At 71.4% G+C, this 15,563-nt stretch carries 11 protein-coding genes; 1 reads left to right on the top strand and 10 read right to left on the bottom strand.

Going from position 1 to position 15,563, the window contains the following annotated elements:
- Nucleotides 1-3 precede the first annotated feature (3 nt).
- The 8 genes from ACFY2A_RS24935 to ACFY2A_RS24970 form a co-directional block, all read right to left on the bottom strand.
- Nucleotides 4-450, bottom strand: a complete 447-nt coding sequence (locus ACFY2A_RS24935; RefSeq protein WP_387175006.1) for a GNAT family N-acetyltransferase — start codon at nucleotides 448-450, stop codon at nucleotides 4-6.
- A gap of 70 nt (nucleotides 451-520) precedes the next feature.
- Nucleotides 521-2,035, bottom strand: coding sequence for a GTPase ObgE (gene obgE, locus ACFY2A_RS24940; protein WP_387175008.1), 1,515 nt, complete (start codon nucleotides 2,033-2,035; stop codon nucleotides 521-523).
- Between the two features lie 90 nt (nucleotides 2,036-2,125).
- The gene (gene rpmA, locus ACFY2A_RS24945) at nucleotides 2,126-2,380 is read right to left on the bottom strand and encodes a 50S ribosomal protein L27 (RefSeq protein WP_091197044.1); all 255 of its coding nucleotides are present in this window, start codon (nucleotides 2,378-2,380) and stop codon (nucleotides 2,126-2,128) included.
- Between the two features lie 11 nt (nucleotides 2,381-2,391).
- The gene (gene rplU / locus ACFY2A_RS24950; RefSeq protein ID WP_093407572.1) at nucleotides 2,392-2,706 is read right to left on the bottom strand and encodes a 50S ribosomal protein L21; all 315 of its coding nucleotides are present in this window, start codon (nucleotides 2,704-2,706) and stop codon (nucleotides 2,392-2,394) included.
- A gap of 166 nt (nucleotides 2,707-2,872) precedes the next feature.
- Nucleotides 2,873-3,388, bottom strand: coding sequence for a hypothetical protein (locus ACFY2A_RS24955; protein WP_363925126.1), 516 nt, complete (start codon nucleotides 3,386-3,388; stop codon nucleotides 2,873-2,875).
- A gap of 193 nt (nucleotides 3,389-3,581) precedes the next feature.
- Complete coding sequence (locus ACFY2A_RS24960) at nucleotides 3,582-6,659, bottom strand: Rne/Rng family ribonuclease (protein WP_387175011.1); 3,078 nt, start codon at nucleotides 6,657-6,659, stop codon at nucleotides 3,582-3,584.
- A 130-nt stretch (nucleotides 6,660-6,789) separates the two neighbouring features.
- Nucleotides 6,790-7,509 carry a TIGR03936 family radical SAM-associated protein gene (locus ACFY2A_RS24965; protein ID WP_387175039.1) on the bottom strand — a complete coding sequence of 240 codons (720 nt, stop codon included), beginning with the start codon at nucleotides 7,507-7,509 and terminating at the stop codon, nucleotides 6,790-6,792.
- Between the two features lie 98 nt (nucleotides 7,510-7,607).
- Nucleotides 7,608-9,593, bottom strand: coding sequence for a TIGR03960 family B12-binding radical SAM protein (locus ACFY2A_RS24970; RefSeq protein ID WP_363925128.1), 1,986 nt, complete (start codon nucleotides 9,591-9,593; stop codon nucleotides 7,608-7,610).
- Between the two features lie 189 nt (nucleotides 9,594-9,782).
- On the opposite strand from ACFY2A_RS24970, the gene ACFY2A_RS24975 reads away from it, so the two are divergent.
- Nucleotides 9,783-11,162 (top strand): hypothetical protein, encoded by a 1,380-nt coding sequence (locus tag ACFY2A_RS24975; RefSeq protein ID WP_387175013.1) that lies wholly within the window; start codon nucleotides 9,783-9,785, stop codon nucleotides 11,160-11,162.
- Between the two features lie 44 nt (nucleotides 11,163-11,206).
- On the opposite strand, the gene ACFY2A_RS24980 is transcribed toward ACFY2A_RS24975, so the two are convergent.
- Both ACFY2A_RS24980 and ileS read right to left on the bottom strand, forming a co-directional pair.
- Nucleotides 11,207-11,905, bottom strand: a complete 699-nt coding sequence (locus ACFY2A_RS24980; RefSeq protein ID WP_363925134.1) for a lysophospholipid acyltransferase family protein — start codon at nucleotides 11,903-11,905, stop codon at nucleotides 11,207-11,209.
- 149 nt (nucleotides 11,906-12,054) lie between these two features.
- Nucleotides 12,055-15,201 carry an isoleucine--tRNA ligase gene (gene ileS / locus ACFY2A_RS24985; protein ID WP_387175016.1) on the bottom strand — a complete coding sequence of 1,049 codons (3,147 nt, stop codon included), beginning with the start codon at nucleotides 15,199-15,201 and terminating at the stop codon, nucleotides 12,055-12,057.
- Between the last annotated feature and the right edge of the window lie 362 nt (nucleotides 15,202-15,563).

Here is a 15,563-nt window from a genome sequence, read left to right on the forward strand (position 1 = left end):
GGCTCAGGCCGGAACCGGCAGCCGCTTGGCGAGGCACGTCCGATACGGCCCGCCACCGGGCCCACCGTCGTCTCCGGAAGTCGGCTCGTACCCGCAGGCCCGGAAGAACGCCGCCCCCGGCAGGTGCGGACCGGTCTCCACCCGGACCAGTGAGTGCCCCCGCTGGTACGCCAACTCCTCCAGCGCGGCGACCAGTTGGCGGGCGACACCGCGGCGCCGGTAGGCGGGACGCACGTACAGATGCGCCAACTCGCCGGTCTCGTCGTCGCGGACCCGGATCCCGCCGTACCCCACCGCCCGGCCGGCGAGTACGGCCGTCAGACAGCAGGTGTCATCGTGCGTGCCGATGTCCCGCCCGGCGCCGCTCGCTAGCTCACGCAGCTCCCGCTGCTCGGCCGCGGCAAGCGCGGCGACCTCCGGATCCGCCAGCGGGCGGGACTCGATCAGCATCACTCCACGCTAGGGCGACGAAATTTCGCGAGGGTTTCCAGCAGTCGTCCCCATTTCGGAGCGCATCGAGCTATTCGGCGTCGTCTCCGTCGGCGGGTGCCGGCTCGACCTCGTCGGACGCCGCCGCGACCTCGCCGGACGCCAGCCCAACTCCCCCGGACGCCGGCGCGACCTCGTCGGCCGGTCGCTGCCGGCGCGCCTTGCGGGCCGCCAGCCGCTCGGCCGCACTGGCCCGGGTCGACTTCTCCTCCAGCCGGACATCACGGCCCCGGGCACCCGGGACGAATTCGGCGCCGGCGTAGAGGGTCGGCTGCCAGTCGAACTCGCGCTCGCCGATGCGAACCAGGTCGCCGGGCTGGGCACCGGCCTTGGCCAACTGGTCCTCGACGCCGAGCCGGGCCAGCCGGTCGGCGAGGTAGCCGACCGCCTCGTCGTTGTCGAAGTTCGTCTGACGCACCCAGCGCTGCGGGCGGACACCGCGCACGGTGTACGAGCCGTCATCCTCGGCCTCGATGGTGAAGCCGGCGTCGTCGACCGCCTTCGGCCGGATCACGATCCGCGTCGGTTCGGCCGGTGGCGTCGCGGCACGCGACTGTTCCACCAGTTCCGCCATCGCGTACGTGAATTCCTTGAGCCCTTCCCTCGTGGCCGCGGAGACCTCGAAGACCCGCAGACCACGCGCCTCCAGGTCGGGCCGGACGATCTCGGCGAGGTCGCGGCCGTCCGGCACGTCTACCTTGTTCAGCGCGACCAGCCGGGGCCGGTCGGCAAGCCCGCCGTACTCGGTCAGCTCCGCCTCAATGGTGTCGATGTCGGCCAACGGGTCCCGCCCCGGCTCCAGGGTCGCGGTGTCGATGACGTGCACCAGCACGGCGCAGCGCTCGATGTGCCGAAGGAACTCCAGCCCCAGACCCTTGCCGGTGGCCGCGCCCGGGATCAGCCCGGGCACGTCGGCGACGGTGAAGGTGTGGTTGTCGAGTCGGACGACACCGAGATTCGGCACCAGCGTGGTGAACGGATAGTCGGCGATCTTGGGCTTGGCGGCGGAGATCACCGAGATGAGCGACGACTTCCCGGCCGACGGGAAACCCACCAGACCGACGTCGGCGACGCTCTTCAACTCCAGCACCACGTCCAGTTGCTCGCCCGGCTCACCCAGCTCGGCGAAGCCGGGGGCCTTGCGGCGCGAGTTGGCCAGCGAGGCGTTGCCCCGGCCGCCGCGCCCGCCCCGGGCCACCTCGAACGTGGTGCCGGCGCCGACCATGTCGGCCAGCACGGTGCCGTCGCTGGTCTGCACGACAGTGCCGTCGGGCACCTTGAGCACCAGGTCGGCACCGTTGCCGCCGTCCCGGTTCGATCCCGCGCCGCCCCGCCCGTTCTCCGCCTTGACGTGTGGCCGGAAGTGGAAGTCGAGCAGCGTGTGCACCTGCGGGTCGACCACCAGCGAGACGCTGCCACCGTGTCCGCCGTTGCCACCGTCCGGGCCACCGAACGGCTTGAACTTCTCCCGGTGGATCGAGACACAGCCGTGCCCGCCGTCGCCGGCCTGCAGGTGCAGGACGACCCGGTCAACGAACGTCGTCACGCCGTAATCCTTCCAGCAGGGCTCGGCCCCGCGCGAGAAAAGGCGAAGCGGGCCGGGACATCAGGTCCACGGCCCGCTTACGCCGGAGAGCTACTGCTGCGGCACGATGCTGACGGTCTTACGACCGCGCCTGGTGCCGAACTGGACCGCACCGGCGGCCAGCGCGAAGAGCGTGTCGTCTCCGCCGCGGCCGACCAGGTCACCGGGGTGGAACTTGGTGCCACGCTGACGGATGAGAATCTCACCCGCGCTGACGACCTGACCACCGAAGCGCTTCACGCCGAGTCGCTGGGCCGCGGAGTCACGACCGTTACGCGAGCTGGACGCACCCTTTTTGTGAGCCATTGGAGGACGACCTACTTCCCGCTGGAGATGCCGGTCACCTTGACCTGGGTCAACGGCTGGCGGTGACCCTGGCGCTTGTGGTAGCCGGTCTTGTTCTTGAACTTGTGGATCCGGATCTTCGGGCCCTTGGTGTGTGCGGCGATCTCGCCGGACACCTCGACCTGAGCGAGCTTCGCCGCGTCGGTCACCAGGTCGTCACCGTCGACGAGGAGCACCGCGGCGAGCTTCACCGCGTCACCGGGGGCACCGGTGAGCTTCTCGACCTCGATCACGTCGCCTTCGGCGACCTTGTACTGCTTGCCGCCGGTCTTGACGATCGCGTACATCGGAGGCGGACTCCCTGTCGTTGAGGCTGCTGGCGGTCGTCCCCACGGCGGCTCGCCGGGCAGCAGAAGCACGGCGGCGCGGGCACGCGGGAACTCGGCACACCAAAGTGCGCCGCAGGCTAGCGTACGCCATGGTCGGGTCGGGACCCAAACCGGGCCGGTCCGGTCAGCGGGCGCAGAGCTGGTCGAGACGCTGCTGCAGTCGGTCGAGCGCGGTCCCCTCGAGCGCCTCGATGTCGGTGCCGAGCTGGCCGATCTCAGTCGACAACTCCGTCAGCAGCTCCTTGAGCCGCTGGTCGTCGGCGCGCGCCGCCTGCGCTCTGAGCGCCTTCTCCCAGTCGGTCAGGGCCGCCTCGGCGCGTCGGCCGGCGGCCTCCGCGTCGGCGGTGTCACCCGCACCGGTCGCGGTGACCATCGCGGCGAGCTGCTCGACGTACTTCTTCCCCGCGTCACCGCTGGCCCGTTGGGCGGCGGCACAGACCTCTGGGGCGTTTCCACCTGCCGCCCCGGGAGCGGGGGTCGCCACGGACTGCTCCGGGGTGGGCGTCGCCGGTCCGGTGGTGACGTCGACGCCCGTCGAGGCCGGGGCGGACGGCGCACCCGCGTCGGGGCGTTCGGCCGAGCAGGCGGTGGCGACGAGCAGCGCGGCCGTGGCCACGGTGACGGCGAGTGGTCGGCGCATCGTCTCCTCCTCCGGCGGCCACGTCCACCCGCCGCGTGCCAGAGGCACGAGGGCGGGTCAGTGAGCCCGGGCCGGGCCGCGGCGACCGCGCATCGACCATACGGGACGGCCCCGCCCGGCGGACATCACCGCCGGACGGGACCTGTCGGGTCGTCTGCCCGTCACCGGGCCGAGCTGGCCCTACCGAACGCCGTCAGGGCCGGGTACGGCGACGCGCAGCCCCACGACGGGAACGACGCCGACCGGTGCCGCCCTCCTCGTCGGTCTCACCGAGCGCGTCCGGGTCGTCCGGGGCAGCGAGCCGTGCCGCCTCGCCCTGCTGGCTGTCGGCGACGTCCGGCGCGGCCGGGGTGTCCGTCTCGTAACGTGAGAGGTCGTAGCCCATGGTGTCGTGGTAATCGGCGTCGGCGGTGCTCGTCGTGTCGGTTTCGGTGACCTCCACCACGGTCCGCTCCGCCGACGCGGCGTTCTTACGCGCCCGGCGCCGGGACGAAGCGGTCGTCTGCTCGGCCGCCGGGGCACCTGCCGAGGCAACCGCCTTGACCTTGTCCCCGCCACCGGAGCGCGGCTTTTCCGGCACCGGTTCGGTGTGGATGACCAGGCCCCGACCCTTGCAGCACTCGCAGGTCTCGCTGAACGCCTCCAGCAGCCCGGCGCCGATCCGCTTCCGGGTCATCTGCACCAGGCCCAGCGAGGTGATCTCGGTGACCTGGTGCTTGGTACGGTCCCGGCCCAGGCACTCGGTCAGCCGGCGCAGCACCAGCTCGCGGTTCGACTCCAGCACCATGTCGATGAAGTCGATCACCACGATGCCGCCGATGTCCCGCAGCCGCAGCTGCCGGACGATCTCCTCGGCCGCCTCCAGGTTGTTGCGGGTGACCGTCTCCTCCAGGTTGCCCCCGGCACCGGTGTACTTGCCGGTGTTCACGTCGACCACGGTCATCGCCTCGGTCCGGTCGATCACCAGGTGCCCGCCGGAGGGCAGGAAGACCTTGCGGTCGAGCCCCTTGAGGATCTGCTCGTCGATGCGGTACTCGGCGAAGATGTCCGTGGTGCCGACGTGCCGACGCAGCCGCGCGACCAGGTCCGGCGACACGTGCGAGAGGTACGACTCGACCATGTCGTACGCCTCGTCGCCCTCCATGACCAGCTCACGGAAGTCCTCGTTGAACAGGTCGCGAACCACCCTGATCACGAGATCGGGTTCCTGGTAGAGGAGCACCGGCGCGCCACCCTCGGCGGCCTTGTCCTGGATGTCCTCCCACTGCGCCTGGAGCCGCTTGACGTCCCGGGCAAGTTCGTCCTCACTGGCGCCCTCGGCCGCGGTCCGGACGATCACGCCGGCACCGTCGGGCACGAGCTTCTTCAGCGCGTCACGCAGCCGCTTACGCTCGGTGTCCGGCAGCTTGCGACTGATCCCGGAGGCGTTGCCACCGGGCACGTAGACCAGGTGCCGGCCGGAGAGCGCGATGTGGCTGGTCAACCGGGCCCCCTTGTGCCCGATCGGATCCTTGGTCACCTGCACCAGCACCGAGTCACCGGACCTGAGGGCCTGCTCGATCGAGCGGGCTCTGCCCTCCAGACCGCTGGTGTCCCAGTTGACCTCGCCGGCGTACAGGACCGCGTTGCGACCTCGGCCGATGTCGACGAACGCCGCCTCCATGCTCGGCAGCACGTTCTGCACCTTGCCGAGGTAGACGTTGCCGGCCATGGTGCCGGCGGAACTGCGGGTGACGTAGTGCTCGACCAGGACGCCGTCCTCCAGCACGGCGATCTGGGTCCGGTCGCCACGCTGGCGCACGGCCATGACCCGGTCGACCGCCTCGCGGCGGGCCAGGAACTCCGACTCGCTGAGGATCGGCGGGCGGGTCCGGCGCTGCTCGCGGCCGTCCCGACGGCGCTGCCGCTTGGCCTCCAGCCGGGTGGAGCCGGAGACGCCCTGCACCTCGTCGACCGTTCGGCGTGGCTCCCTGATCTTGACCACGGTGGGCACACCGTCGTCGGCGGCACCGTCGGTGTCACCGGCGCCGCGGCGACGCCGCCGACGCCGCCGGCGGGTCATCCCGTCGCCCTCGTCACCCTCCTCGGACTCGGACTCCGACTCGGCTTCGGGCTCCTCCGTCTCGGCCTGAACGGTTTCCGCGGCCTCGCTCTCCTCGGCCTCCTCGCCGTCGTCGGCACCGCCCTTGCCCCGGCCCCGGCCCCGGCGACCGCGACGGCGGCGACGCCGGCCGGCCGCGGTCTCCTCGTCGTCCTCCTCCTCGGCGACCTCCTCGGTCGACGCGGTGGGTTCCTCCTCGGTCTCGGTCGCCACCACCGGCTCGGTCTCCCGCCGGCCCCGGCGACGCCGCCGGGACGGCTCGGCCGGTTCCTCGGCGGGCTCCTCCTCGGTGGGCTCCGCGGCAGCGGCGCGGGCGGCGAGCACCTCTTCGGGAGCCATGAACAGCACCGTCGGGGCGGTGAGCGCCGCCTTACGACGGCGGGAGCGGCCCTCGGGTTCGGCCGGCGCAGCGGCCGGACCCACCGGCTCAGCGGAACTCTCCGGCGCGACGGCACCCACCGGCTCAGCGGCCTCGGCCGGCTCGGCCGCCTGCTCCGGATCGGCGGCACCCTCGGCGGGCAGCGCGGCGGAGCCGAAGTCGGTGCCGGCCGCCGGAGCGAGGCCAGCATCAGCGGCGGGCTGCGCCGGCTCGGCCTGGGCGGACGGCTCGTTCACTGCGTCGGCCGAGGGCTCGGCGGGCGGGGGCGTGGACTTCCGGCGACGGGTACGAGTCACCTTGACCGGCGGCACCACACCGCTGTCGGTGCCCTCCGCCTCGGCGACGGCCAACGGCTCCTCGACGGCCTTCTGCCCGGTGGTCGCCTTGCGGCGGCGTCGCGGCGTCTTCGCGGCCGGGTCGAGGTCACCCGAAACCGGGGCGAACACCTCGGCCTGAGGGGCTTCCCCGCTACCGACCGCCGCGGCACCGGACGCCTCCACCGGCGCCTCGGTCTGCTCGGGCCGGCTGACCGAGGTGGCCCGGCGGCGGGTCGTCCGACGCCGCGGGGCCGGGTCGACGTTGGTCGCGCCATCCAGGTCCGCGACACCACCCAGGTCGGCGGTGCCGCTCACGGCACCGGCGATCTCCTCCGGCGGGTCAGCGACCGGGCCGGATTCGGCCGCGTCCTGCGGCGGGGGCGATCCGGTCGCCTCGGTGGTGCTGTTCTCGGCGCTCTCGTCGGCCGGATTGATGCCGGCCCGTTCGCTGCCCTCGGGCTCGTTCTCGAGCATGGACGTTCTCCAGTTCTGGCTTCCCCGGGCGCGGGTGAGCGCTGCCACGCAGGGTTGCCGCAAAAGGTGTTTCCCCGGGCGCACAGGGTGCGCGCCGGCGAAGTCTGCCTGCCTGGACGCCGACCGTCGGTCAGCGCCCGCCGATGGTTGCCCCGTCGCGGTCCGCGTCCAGCGGATCCACGATCGCACCCTGCGCGGTCAGCGTGCCCTGAGCCAGCCGGATCACCTTCGGGGCCACCGGCGGCTCCAGGCCGGCCACCACGCGGAAGCCGGAAAGGACGTCATCGGGCCGTACGGACGGGGTGACCTGCCGCACGACCAGTTCGAGTATCGCACACGGTACGGACGGGCCCCCGGAAGGCGTCGCCGATGCCGGGATCATATCGATGTCGACAACTGCGGCGCGGGCGTCGAAGGTGCGCCGCCCCTGCTTGGTCATCCGCTCGACCAGCACTTCGTCGGCGGCGGTGAAGACGGCCACCGCCTTGGCCAGCACGTCGGGATCCACCTGCGGTAGCTCTATCCGCCAGCGGGACGCCTCGATCCGGTCGGGCAGGCTCGCACCGCTGGCCACCACGACGTCGAGCACGTCGAGGCCGGGCGAGAGCGCCGCGTCCAGCGCCAGCCGCAACTGCTCCGGATCGACCGGCTCACGCAGGCCGACCTCCAGGTACTCCGCCTCACTCGCCACCCCGGTCGGCGCCGCGCTGGCGTACGAGATCTTCGGGTGCGGGGTGAAACCCTGGGAGAAGGCGACCGGTACGCCGGCCCGGCGCAGCGCCCGCTCGAAGGCCCGGGCGAAGTCCCGGTGCGAGGTGAACCGCAGCGGGCCACGCTTGGCGTACCGGATCCGGACGCGCTGTACGACCGGTGCCTGGCCGCCCTCGGGCTGTGGTTTCCTACTGATGGTCGTGCTCCTCGGTGTCGGGCCCCACCCGTGGCGCCGGGTTACTGCTGAGCGCCGGCGGACAGCTTCAGGCCGTTGACCGGGGTCAACGGGAGCAGCTTCCGGCCGGTCGGGCCGATCTGGATCTCGGTGTCCATCGCCGGGCAGACGCCGCAGTCGAAGCAGGGCGTCCACCGGCAGTCGTCCTGCTCGTACTCGCTGAGCGCGTCCTGCCAGTCCTGCCAGAGCCAGTCCTTGTCCAGGCCCGAGTCCAGATGGTCCCAGGGCAGGACCTCCAGTTCGTCGCGCTCCCGGGTGGTGTACCAGTCGAGGTCGATCCCGAAATCGGGGAGCACCTCGGCTGCCGCGTCCACCCAGCGCTGGTAGGAGAAGTGCTCGCTCCAGCCGTCGAACCGACCGCCGTTCTCCCAGACCCGACGGATCACCGCGCCGACCCGACGGTCACCGCGGGACAGCAGGCCCTCGATCAGCGACGGCTCACCGTCGTGGTAGCGGTACCCGATCGCCCGGCCCAACGAGCGGTCGGCGTTGATGGCCTGCTTGAGCAGCCTGAGCCGGTGGTCGATGACCTCGGGCCGCTCCATGGCCGCCCACTGGAACGGGGTGTGCGGCTTGGGCACGAACCCGCCGATCGAGACCGTGCACCGGATGTCCTTGGAGCCGGTGGCGGCACGACCGGCCCGGATGACCTCGTGCGCCATGTCGGCGATCTCCAGGACGTCGTCGTCCGTCTCGGTCGGCAGGCCGCACATGAAGTAGAGCTTCACCTGCCGCCAACCGTTGGTGTACGCGGTGACCACCGTACGGATCAGGTCGTCCTTCGACACCATCTTGTTGATCACCTTGCGGATCCGCTCCGACCCACCCTCGGGGGCGAAGGTCAGACCGGTCCGCCGGCCGTTACGGGACAGCTCCTGCGCCAGCTCGATGTTGAACGCGTCCACCCGGGTGGACGGCAACGAGAGCGAGACGTTGGTGCCCTGGTACTGCTCGGCCAGACCGGAACACATGTCACCGATCTCGGAGTGGTCGGCCGAGGACAGCGACAACAGGCCCACCTCGTGGAAGCCGGAGAACTCCAGCCCCTGCTGCACCATCTGCCCCACCGTGGTGATCGACCGCTCCCGCACCGGCCGGGTGATCATGCCGGCCTGACAGAACCGACAACCCCGGGTACAGCCCCGGAAAATCTCCACCGCGTACCGCTCGTGCACCGTCTCAGCCAGCGGAACGAGCGGCTTCTTCGGGTACGGCCAGGCGTCCAGGTCCATCGTCGTGCGCTTGTGCACCCGGAACGGCACGTCCGCCCGGTTCGGCACGACCCGCTGGATCCGGCCGTCGGGCAGGTAGTCCACGTCGTAGAAGCGCGGTACGTAGACGCTCTCGGTACGCGCCAGCCGCAGCAGCAGCTCGTCCCGGCCACCCGGGCAGCCCTCGGTCTTCCACTCCCGGACGATCCCGGTGATCTCCAGGACCGCTTCCTCGCCGTCGCCGAGCACGGCGGCGTCGACGAAGTCGGCGATGGGTTCGGGGTTGAACGCGGCGTGCCCACCCGCCACGATCACCGGATCGGCGTCGGTGCGGTCGGCGGCGAGCAGCGGGACGCCGGCCAGGTCGATCGCGGTGAGCAGGTTCGTGTAGCCCAGCTCGGTGGCGAACGACACGCCGAACAGGTCGAAGTCGCGGACCGGGCGGTGTGCGTCGACGGTGAACTGCGGCACGCCGTGGGCGCGCATCAGCTTCTCCAGGTCCGGCCAGACCGCGTACGTCCGTTCGGCGAGGGTGTCCGGCAGCTCGTTGAGCACCTCGTAGAGGATCTGCACGCCCTGGTTGGGCAGCCCCACCTCGTACGCGTCCGGGTACATCAGCGCCCACCGTACGGTCGCCGCGTCCCACTCCTTGACCACCGCGCCCAGCTCACCACCGACGTACTGGATGGGCTTGGTCACCTGGGGCAGCAGCGGCTCCAGCCGGGGCCACACGGAGTTGGCCGCGACGGGACGCGAAGTCGTGGGCGGGACGCTCATGATGCCCAAGGGTACGCGCCCGCCCACCGACCGCCGCTCATACCCGGCACCGTGGGCGGGCCGGCGAACGCCCTCGGGGTCGTACCGGCGCCCGGCGGACCAGCTTGCACCGGCCTTCCCGTCATCCCGGGTCGGTCCCGGTGGCACACCGGTACTAACCTCGGACCGGCGCGAGAGGAGATTGCCGCGATGCCGGAGCCGCAGCCGGGAGCCGACCGGCCGGTCGACGGGAGCCGTCCGGAGCAACACCGGGACGGGGAGCCGGCGGTCACCCACGAACTGCCCACCGACCCGGCCGAGGCCGACCAGCCGGCCAGGCCAGCTGACACCGGACCGGCCGGAAACGCGCCGGCCGACGCCGAACCGGCCGACGCCGAACCCACCAAGGCGGCCCCCACCGAGGCCGGCGCGCCCGCCGACGCGCGGCCCACCGAGGCCGTCTCCGACGAGGGCCAGCCGCCGGTGCCGATGGAGCCGCAGGTCGGTCCGCAGGGCACCCGCGTGTTGCCCGAGTCCGCGCCGGAGGCGGTCACCCCGCGCTGGAGCGGCTCGGCACCGGTACCGCCGGCAGCACCGCGCCGACGCGGCTGGGGCGAGTCGGCCGAACCCACCCCGCCGCCAGCGCCGCCGGTGTCGCAGCCGGAACACCAGACACCTGTCGATCCGTGGGCCGGCGTCGACACCAGCGGCTGGGAACTTCCCTCGACCGATTTTCCCGCCCTGCCGCCGACGCTGTCCTACCCGAGCCCGCCGCCGACCCGGCCGTACTCCGGGCCCCCGGTCTCCCCGGCACCGGTCTCGCCCCTTCCGCCGCCTCCGGTCGCGTCACCGCAACAACCCCCGCCCCCGATCGCGCCACAGCGGCCGCAACCACCCGGGCCCTACCCGCCCGCCCCGGCCGGCCCACCGGCGTCACCACCGCCCCGCGGTCGGCGAGGCAGGAAGAAAGCCAAGGCTGGACCGGTCGCGCCTCCACCGGGCTGGCAACCGCCCGCGGGGTACGTCCCGGTGCCGGTCCGCAGACGTCGCCGCTGGCCCTGGTTGCTGCTGCTGACCCTGGCCTGCTGCTGCGGCTGCCCGGCCTACTACGGCATGCCGATGGCCAGCCAGTACCCGGCGAACGCCACGCTGCCGCAACAGGTGGCCGACCTGCGGCTGCGCGAGGACCCGCGCAGCGCCCGTGACGCGCGACAGTTGGAGACCCAGATGCGCCAGTCGCACTGGCTCGCCGAGGACACCTTCGCCGGGATCTACCACACGAGCAACGGCAAGCGGGTGACCGTCTTCGGCGGCACCGGTTTCCGGTTCACCCCGTCGGCGGACGCCGACGCCGAGATCGAGCGGCTCAAAGAGCAGTACGCGCTCGGCGAGAAGCAGATCATGGAGACCGGTGTCCGGGGTCGCCACGAACGTTGCGCGGTGGGACGCACCGACGGAGTCGGTGCGGTGGTGTGCACCTCGGTCGACCACGGCAGCATCGCCACCGGTGTCTTCACCGGGCTCTCCGTGGACGACAGCTCCCGACTGCTGGGCACCCTACGGGATCAGATCGTCACCACCGATGGCTGACCGAACCGATCACCGTGCGCCGTCGGCGCGACCGGCAGGACGGCTCAGCGGGTGTCGGCCTCGCCGGTGACCGGCGGGTGGGCCCGCGGCGGCGCGTAGCGGGAGACGTACTCCTGGCCGGTCAGCTTCTGGATCTCACCCATCATCTCGTCGGTCATCTGCCGCAGCGACAACCGGTCGTCCGGCCGGCCGGTGAAGTCGAGCGGCTTGCCGAACCTGACTGTGATCTTGCCGGTGAAGGGGCGCGGCACCCGGGCACCGATCGGCTGCACCTTCTCGGTGCCGATCATGCCCACCGGGATGATCGGCACTCCGGCCGCGATGGCGAGCCGGACCGCTCCGGTGCGTCCCCGGTACAGTCGCCCGTCCGGCGAGCGGGTGCCCTCCGGGTAGACGACCACCAGGTCGCCGCCCTTGAGCGCCGGGATGGCGGCGTCGAACGCGGCAAGCGCGGCACGGCCGCCGGCCCGCTCCACCGGGATCGCACCGAGACCGGTGAGCACGAACTTGGAGAAGCGGCCCTTGACGCCGGTGCCCGTGAAGTACTCGGACTTGGCCCAGAACGCCAGGTGCCGGGGCACCACCGTGCCGAGGAACAGTTCGTCGGCCACCGAGAGGTGGTTGCCGGCGAAGATCGCGCCGCCCTTGTCCGGGATGTGCTCCAGCCCCTCCACCGTCGGACGGAACGCCAGCCGCATCGCGGGCCCCACGGTGAGCTTGCCGATGGTGTAGAGCAGCGGCACTGGTCCTCCGGCGGATCGAGTGAGGTAAGAGGCGGTGTCACCGTAGCGGACCGCCCCACCACAGCATGCGTGAGGTCGGGCTGGTCCGCTGGCTGAGTACGGGTTGCCGGAAAGGGGCCCTCCGGTCGGGAAGGGCCCCTCCGGGCAACTCAGACGCGACGAACGACCACCGTCACCGGCACGCCCTCACCGACCTCACCGGCGAAGCCGTCGATCCCCTCGGCGAAGTCGACGCTGTCGGCCAGCACCTCCCGGGCCACGAAGTCGCGGTACCCGGCCACCGCCGCCCGGACCTCGTCGGAGCCCGCCGCCGTCACCACGATCCGGTCGGACACGTCGAGATCGGCGGCGCGGCGAGCCTGCTGCACCACTCGGACGAAGTCCCGGGCCAGCCCCTCCGCGGCCAGTTCGGCGGTGACCGTGGTGTCCAGCACCACCACCCCCTCGCCGCCGGGCAGCGGCGCCGAGTGCTCGGCGTCGGCGGCGACCAGGCGCAGCTCGTACTCGCCGTCGGCGAGGGTGACCCCGGCAGCCACCGGAGCGCCGTCGACCAGCTCCCACTCCCCCGCCTTGACCGCCTTGATCACCTGCTGCACCTGCTTGCCGACCCGGGGCCCGAGCGCCCGCGGCACCACCGTCAACACCTGCTGGCAGTACGCCGACACCTCGTCGGTGAAGACGACCTCCTTGACGTTCACCTCGTCGGCCACCAGGTCGGCGAAGGGCCGCAACTGTCCGGCCACCGGGCTGGCCACGGTCAGCTTCGACAGCGGCAGCCGTACCCGCAGCCCCTTGGCCTTGCGCAGCGACAGCGTCGCCGAGGCGACGGCACGCACGTTGTCCATCGCGGCGACCAGCTCGTGGTCGGCCGGGAACGCCTCGGCCACCGGCCAGTCGGTCAGGTGCACCGACCGCTCGCCGGTCAGCCCGCGCCAGATCTCCTCCGCGGTGAGCGGCGCCAGCGGCGCCACCACCCGGCAGAGCGTCTCCAGCACGGTCCACAGCGTGTCGAAGGCGTCCGCGTCGCCGGCCCAGAAGCGGTCCCGGGATCGACGCACGTACCAGTTGGTCAACGCGTCCAGGTAGGACCGCACGGTGGCGCAGGCCCCCGAGATGTCGTACGCGTCCATCTGCGCGCCGGCCGTCGACACCAGCTCGTTCGTCTTCGCCAGCACGTACCGGTCGAGCAGGTGCGTCGAGTCGGTTCGGCGTCGCGCGGTGTGCGAGTCGGCGTTGGCGTAGAGCGAGAAGAAGTACCAGACGTTCCACAGCGGCAGCAGCACCTGCCGGACGGCGTCGCGCACGCTCGCCTCGGTGACCGGCATGTCCCCGCCCCGCAGCACCGGCGAGGACATCAGCATCCAACGCATCGCGTCCGAGCCGTACGAGTCGAAGACGTGGTAGACGTCCGGGTAGTTGCGCAGGCTCTTGGACATCTTGCGCCCGTCGGAGCCGAGCAGGATGCCGTGGCTGAGACAGTTGCGGAACGCCGGCCGGTCGAACAGCGCGGTGGCCAGCACGTGCATCGTGTAGAACCAGCCGCGGGTCTGGCCGATGTACTCGACGATGAAGTCACCCGGGTAGTGGTGCTCGAACCAGTCGGCGTTCTCGAACGGGTAGTGCACCTGGGCGAACGGCATCGAGCCGGACTCGAACCAGCAGTCCAGCACCTCGGGCACCCGACGCATCATCGACCTGCCGGTCGGGTCGTCCGGGTTGGGCCGGACCAGCTCGTCCACCGCCGGCCGGTGCAGGTCGGTCAGGCGTACCCCGAAGTCCCGCTCGATCTCGGCCAGCGAGCCGTACACGTCGACCCGCGGATAGTTCGGATCGTCCGACTTCCACACCGGGATGGGCGAGCCCCAGAACCGGTTCCGGCTGATCGACCAGTCCCGGGCGTTGGCCAACCACTTGCCGAACGAGCCGTCCTTGATATGCCCCGGCGTCCAGTTGATCTGCTGGTTCAGCTCGACCATCCGGTCCTTGAACGTCGTCACCGCGACGAACCACGACGACACCGCCTTGTAGACAAGCGGGGTGTCGCAGCGCCAGCAGTGCGGGTACGAGTGGGTGTAGGTGTCCTGCTTGAGCACCACCCCCCGCTCCTTGAGCTGGCGGATCACCGGCTTGTTGACGTCGAAGACCTGCTCGCCCTCGAACGGCGGCACCAGCGCGGTGAACCGGGTGTGGTCGTCGACGGTGACGACGGTCGGGATGCCGGCGGCGTTGCAGACGTTCTGGTCGTCCTCGCCGAAGGCGGGAGCCAGGTGCACGATCCCGGTGCCGTCCTCGGTGGTCACGAAGTCCGCCCCGAGCACCTGGTACGCGTTCGGCCCGGCCTGCTCCACCAGGAAGTCGAAAAGCGGGGTGTAGCGGCGACCGACCAGGTCCGCGCCACGCACCGTGCCGACCTGCTCGTATCCTTCAAGTTCCTTGGCGTACGCGCCGAGCCGCGCCGCGCCCACCAGGTGGCGAGCGCCGTCGCGCTCCAGCACCGCGTACTCGATGTCCGGGCCGACGGCGAGGGCCAGGTTCGACGGCAGGGTCCACGGCGTGGTGGTCCAGACGCCCAACCGCAGCGGCCCCCGGAGCAGTTCCGGCGCGGAGTCGTCGGCGGTCAGCTCGAACCACACCGTGAGCGTCGGGTCGTGCCGGTCGCGGTAGACGTCGTCCATCCGGGTCTCGGTGTTCGACAGCGGCGTCTCACACCGCCAGCAGTACGCCAGCACCCGGAAGCCCTCGTAGACCAGGCCCTTGTCGTGCAGGGTCTTGAAGGCCCACATGACGCTTTCCATGTAGTCCAGGTCGAGGGTCTTGTAGTCGTTTGTGAAGTCGACCCAGCGGGCCTGGCGGGTGACGTACCGCTCCCAGTCCTGGGCGAACTCCAGCACCGAGCTGCGGCACGCCTCGTTGAACCGGGCCACACCGAGGTCGAGGATCTCCGCCTTGCTGGTGATGCCGAGCTGCTTCTCGGCGACCACCTCGGCGGGCAGGCCGTGGCAGTCCCAGCCGAAGCGCCGCTCCACCCGCCGGCCGCGCATGGTCTGGTAACGCGGCACCACGTCCTTGACGTACCCGGTGAACAGGTGGCCGTAGTGGGGCAGGCCGTTGGCGAACGGCGGGCCGTCGTAGAAGACGTACTCGTTCTTTCCCTGGTCGCCCGCCGGGCGGGCATCCACGGACGCCTCAAAGGTCTTGTCGGCCGTCCAGTGTTCCAGGACCCGGCGCTCGACCGCGGGCAGGTCCGGGCTCGCCGGTACGCCGCCGGCGGTCGGGTCGTGCAACGGATAGGCCATCGGGGGTCGCTCTCCTCGCTGACGCTCACTGTCGTGTGGGTCTGCGAGGACGAACTCTCCGGTACGCCGTGACCGGCGCTCCGGGGGCCCGCGGTACCACCCCGCTTGACGGTCAGCTTCGACCGCCCGCTCGTTGTCGGCGATAACGGGCCGCCCCGTCCGGTTCTACTGAGCCGGTCACCCAGCCGTTCTTCCGGAAGCTCCCCGGTGATAGCCGGATCATCGCCCTTCGGCCGTCAAGGTTACCCGACCTCCCTGCCGCCCCGCCTCCAAGTAACACCCGCCACCCACCCCCGCGATCTTGCACTTCTGGTCGGCTCTTTGATGTAGAACATCCGCTTTGTCCCGACAGAAAGTGCAAG

Source organism: Micromonospora sp. NPDC000442, from assembly GCF_042898635.1.
GTDB lineage: Bacteria > Actinomycetota > Actinomycetes > Mycobacteriales > Micromonosporaceae > Micromonospora.

What these genes read in the sequence shown, in the direction of transcription:
- ACFY2A_RS24960 (WP_387175011.1), bottom strand. Translation starts at nt 6,659, where the DNA reads ATGCTCGAGAACGAGCCCGAGGGCAGCGAACGGGCCGGCATCAATCCG.
- ACFY2A_RS24975 (WP_387175013.1), top strand. Translation starts at nt 9,783, where the DNA reads ATGCCGGAGCCGCAGCCGGGAGCCGACCGGCCGGTCGACGGGAGCCGT.
- rplU (WP_093407572.1), bottom strand. Translation starts at nt 2,706, where the DNA reads ATGTACGCGATCGTCAAGACCGGCGGCAAGCAGTACAAGGTCGCCGAA.
- rpmA (WP_091197044.1), bottom strand. Translation starts at nt 2,380, where the DNA reads ATGGCTCACAAAAAGGGTGCGTCCAGCTCGCGTAACGGTCGTGACTCC.
- ACFY2A_RS24935 (WP_387175006.1), bottom strand. Translation starts at nt 450, where the DNA reads ATGCTGATCGAGTCCCGCCCGCTGGCGGATCCGGAGGTCGCCGCGCTT.
- ACFY2A_RS24970 (WP_363925128.1), bottom strand. Translation starts at nt 9,593, where the DNA reads ATGAGCGTCCCGCCCACGACTTCGCGTCCCGTCGCGGCCAACTCCGTG.
- ileS (WP_387175016.1), bottom strand. Translation starts at nt 15,201, where the DNA reads ATGGCCTATCCGTTGCACGACCCGACCGCCGGCGGCGTACCGGCGAGC.
- ACFY2A_RS24955 (WP_363925126.1), bottom strand. Translation starts at nt 3,388, where the DNA reads ATGCGCCGACCACTCGCCGTCACCGTGGCCACGGCCGCGCTGCTCGTC.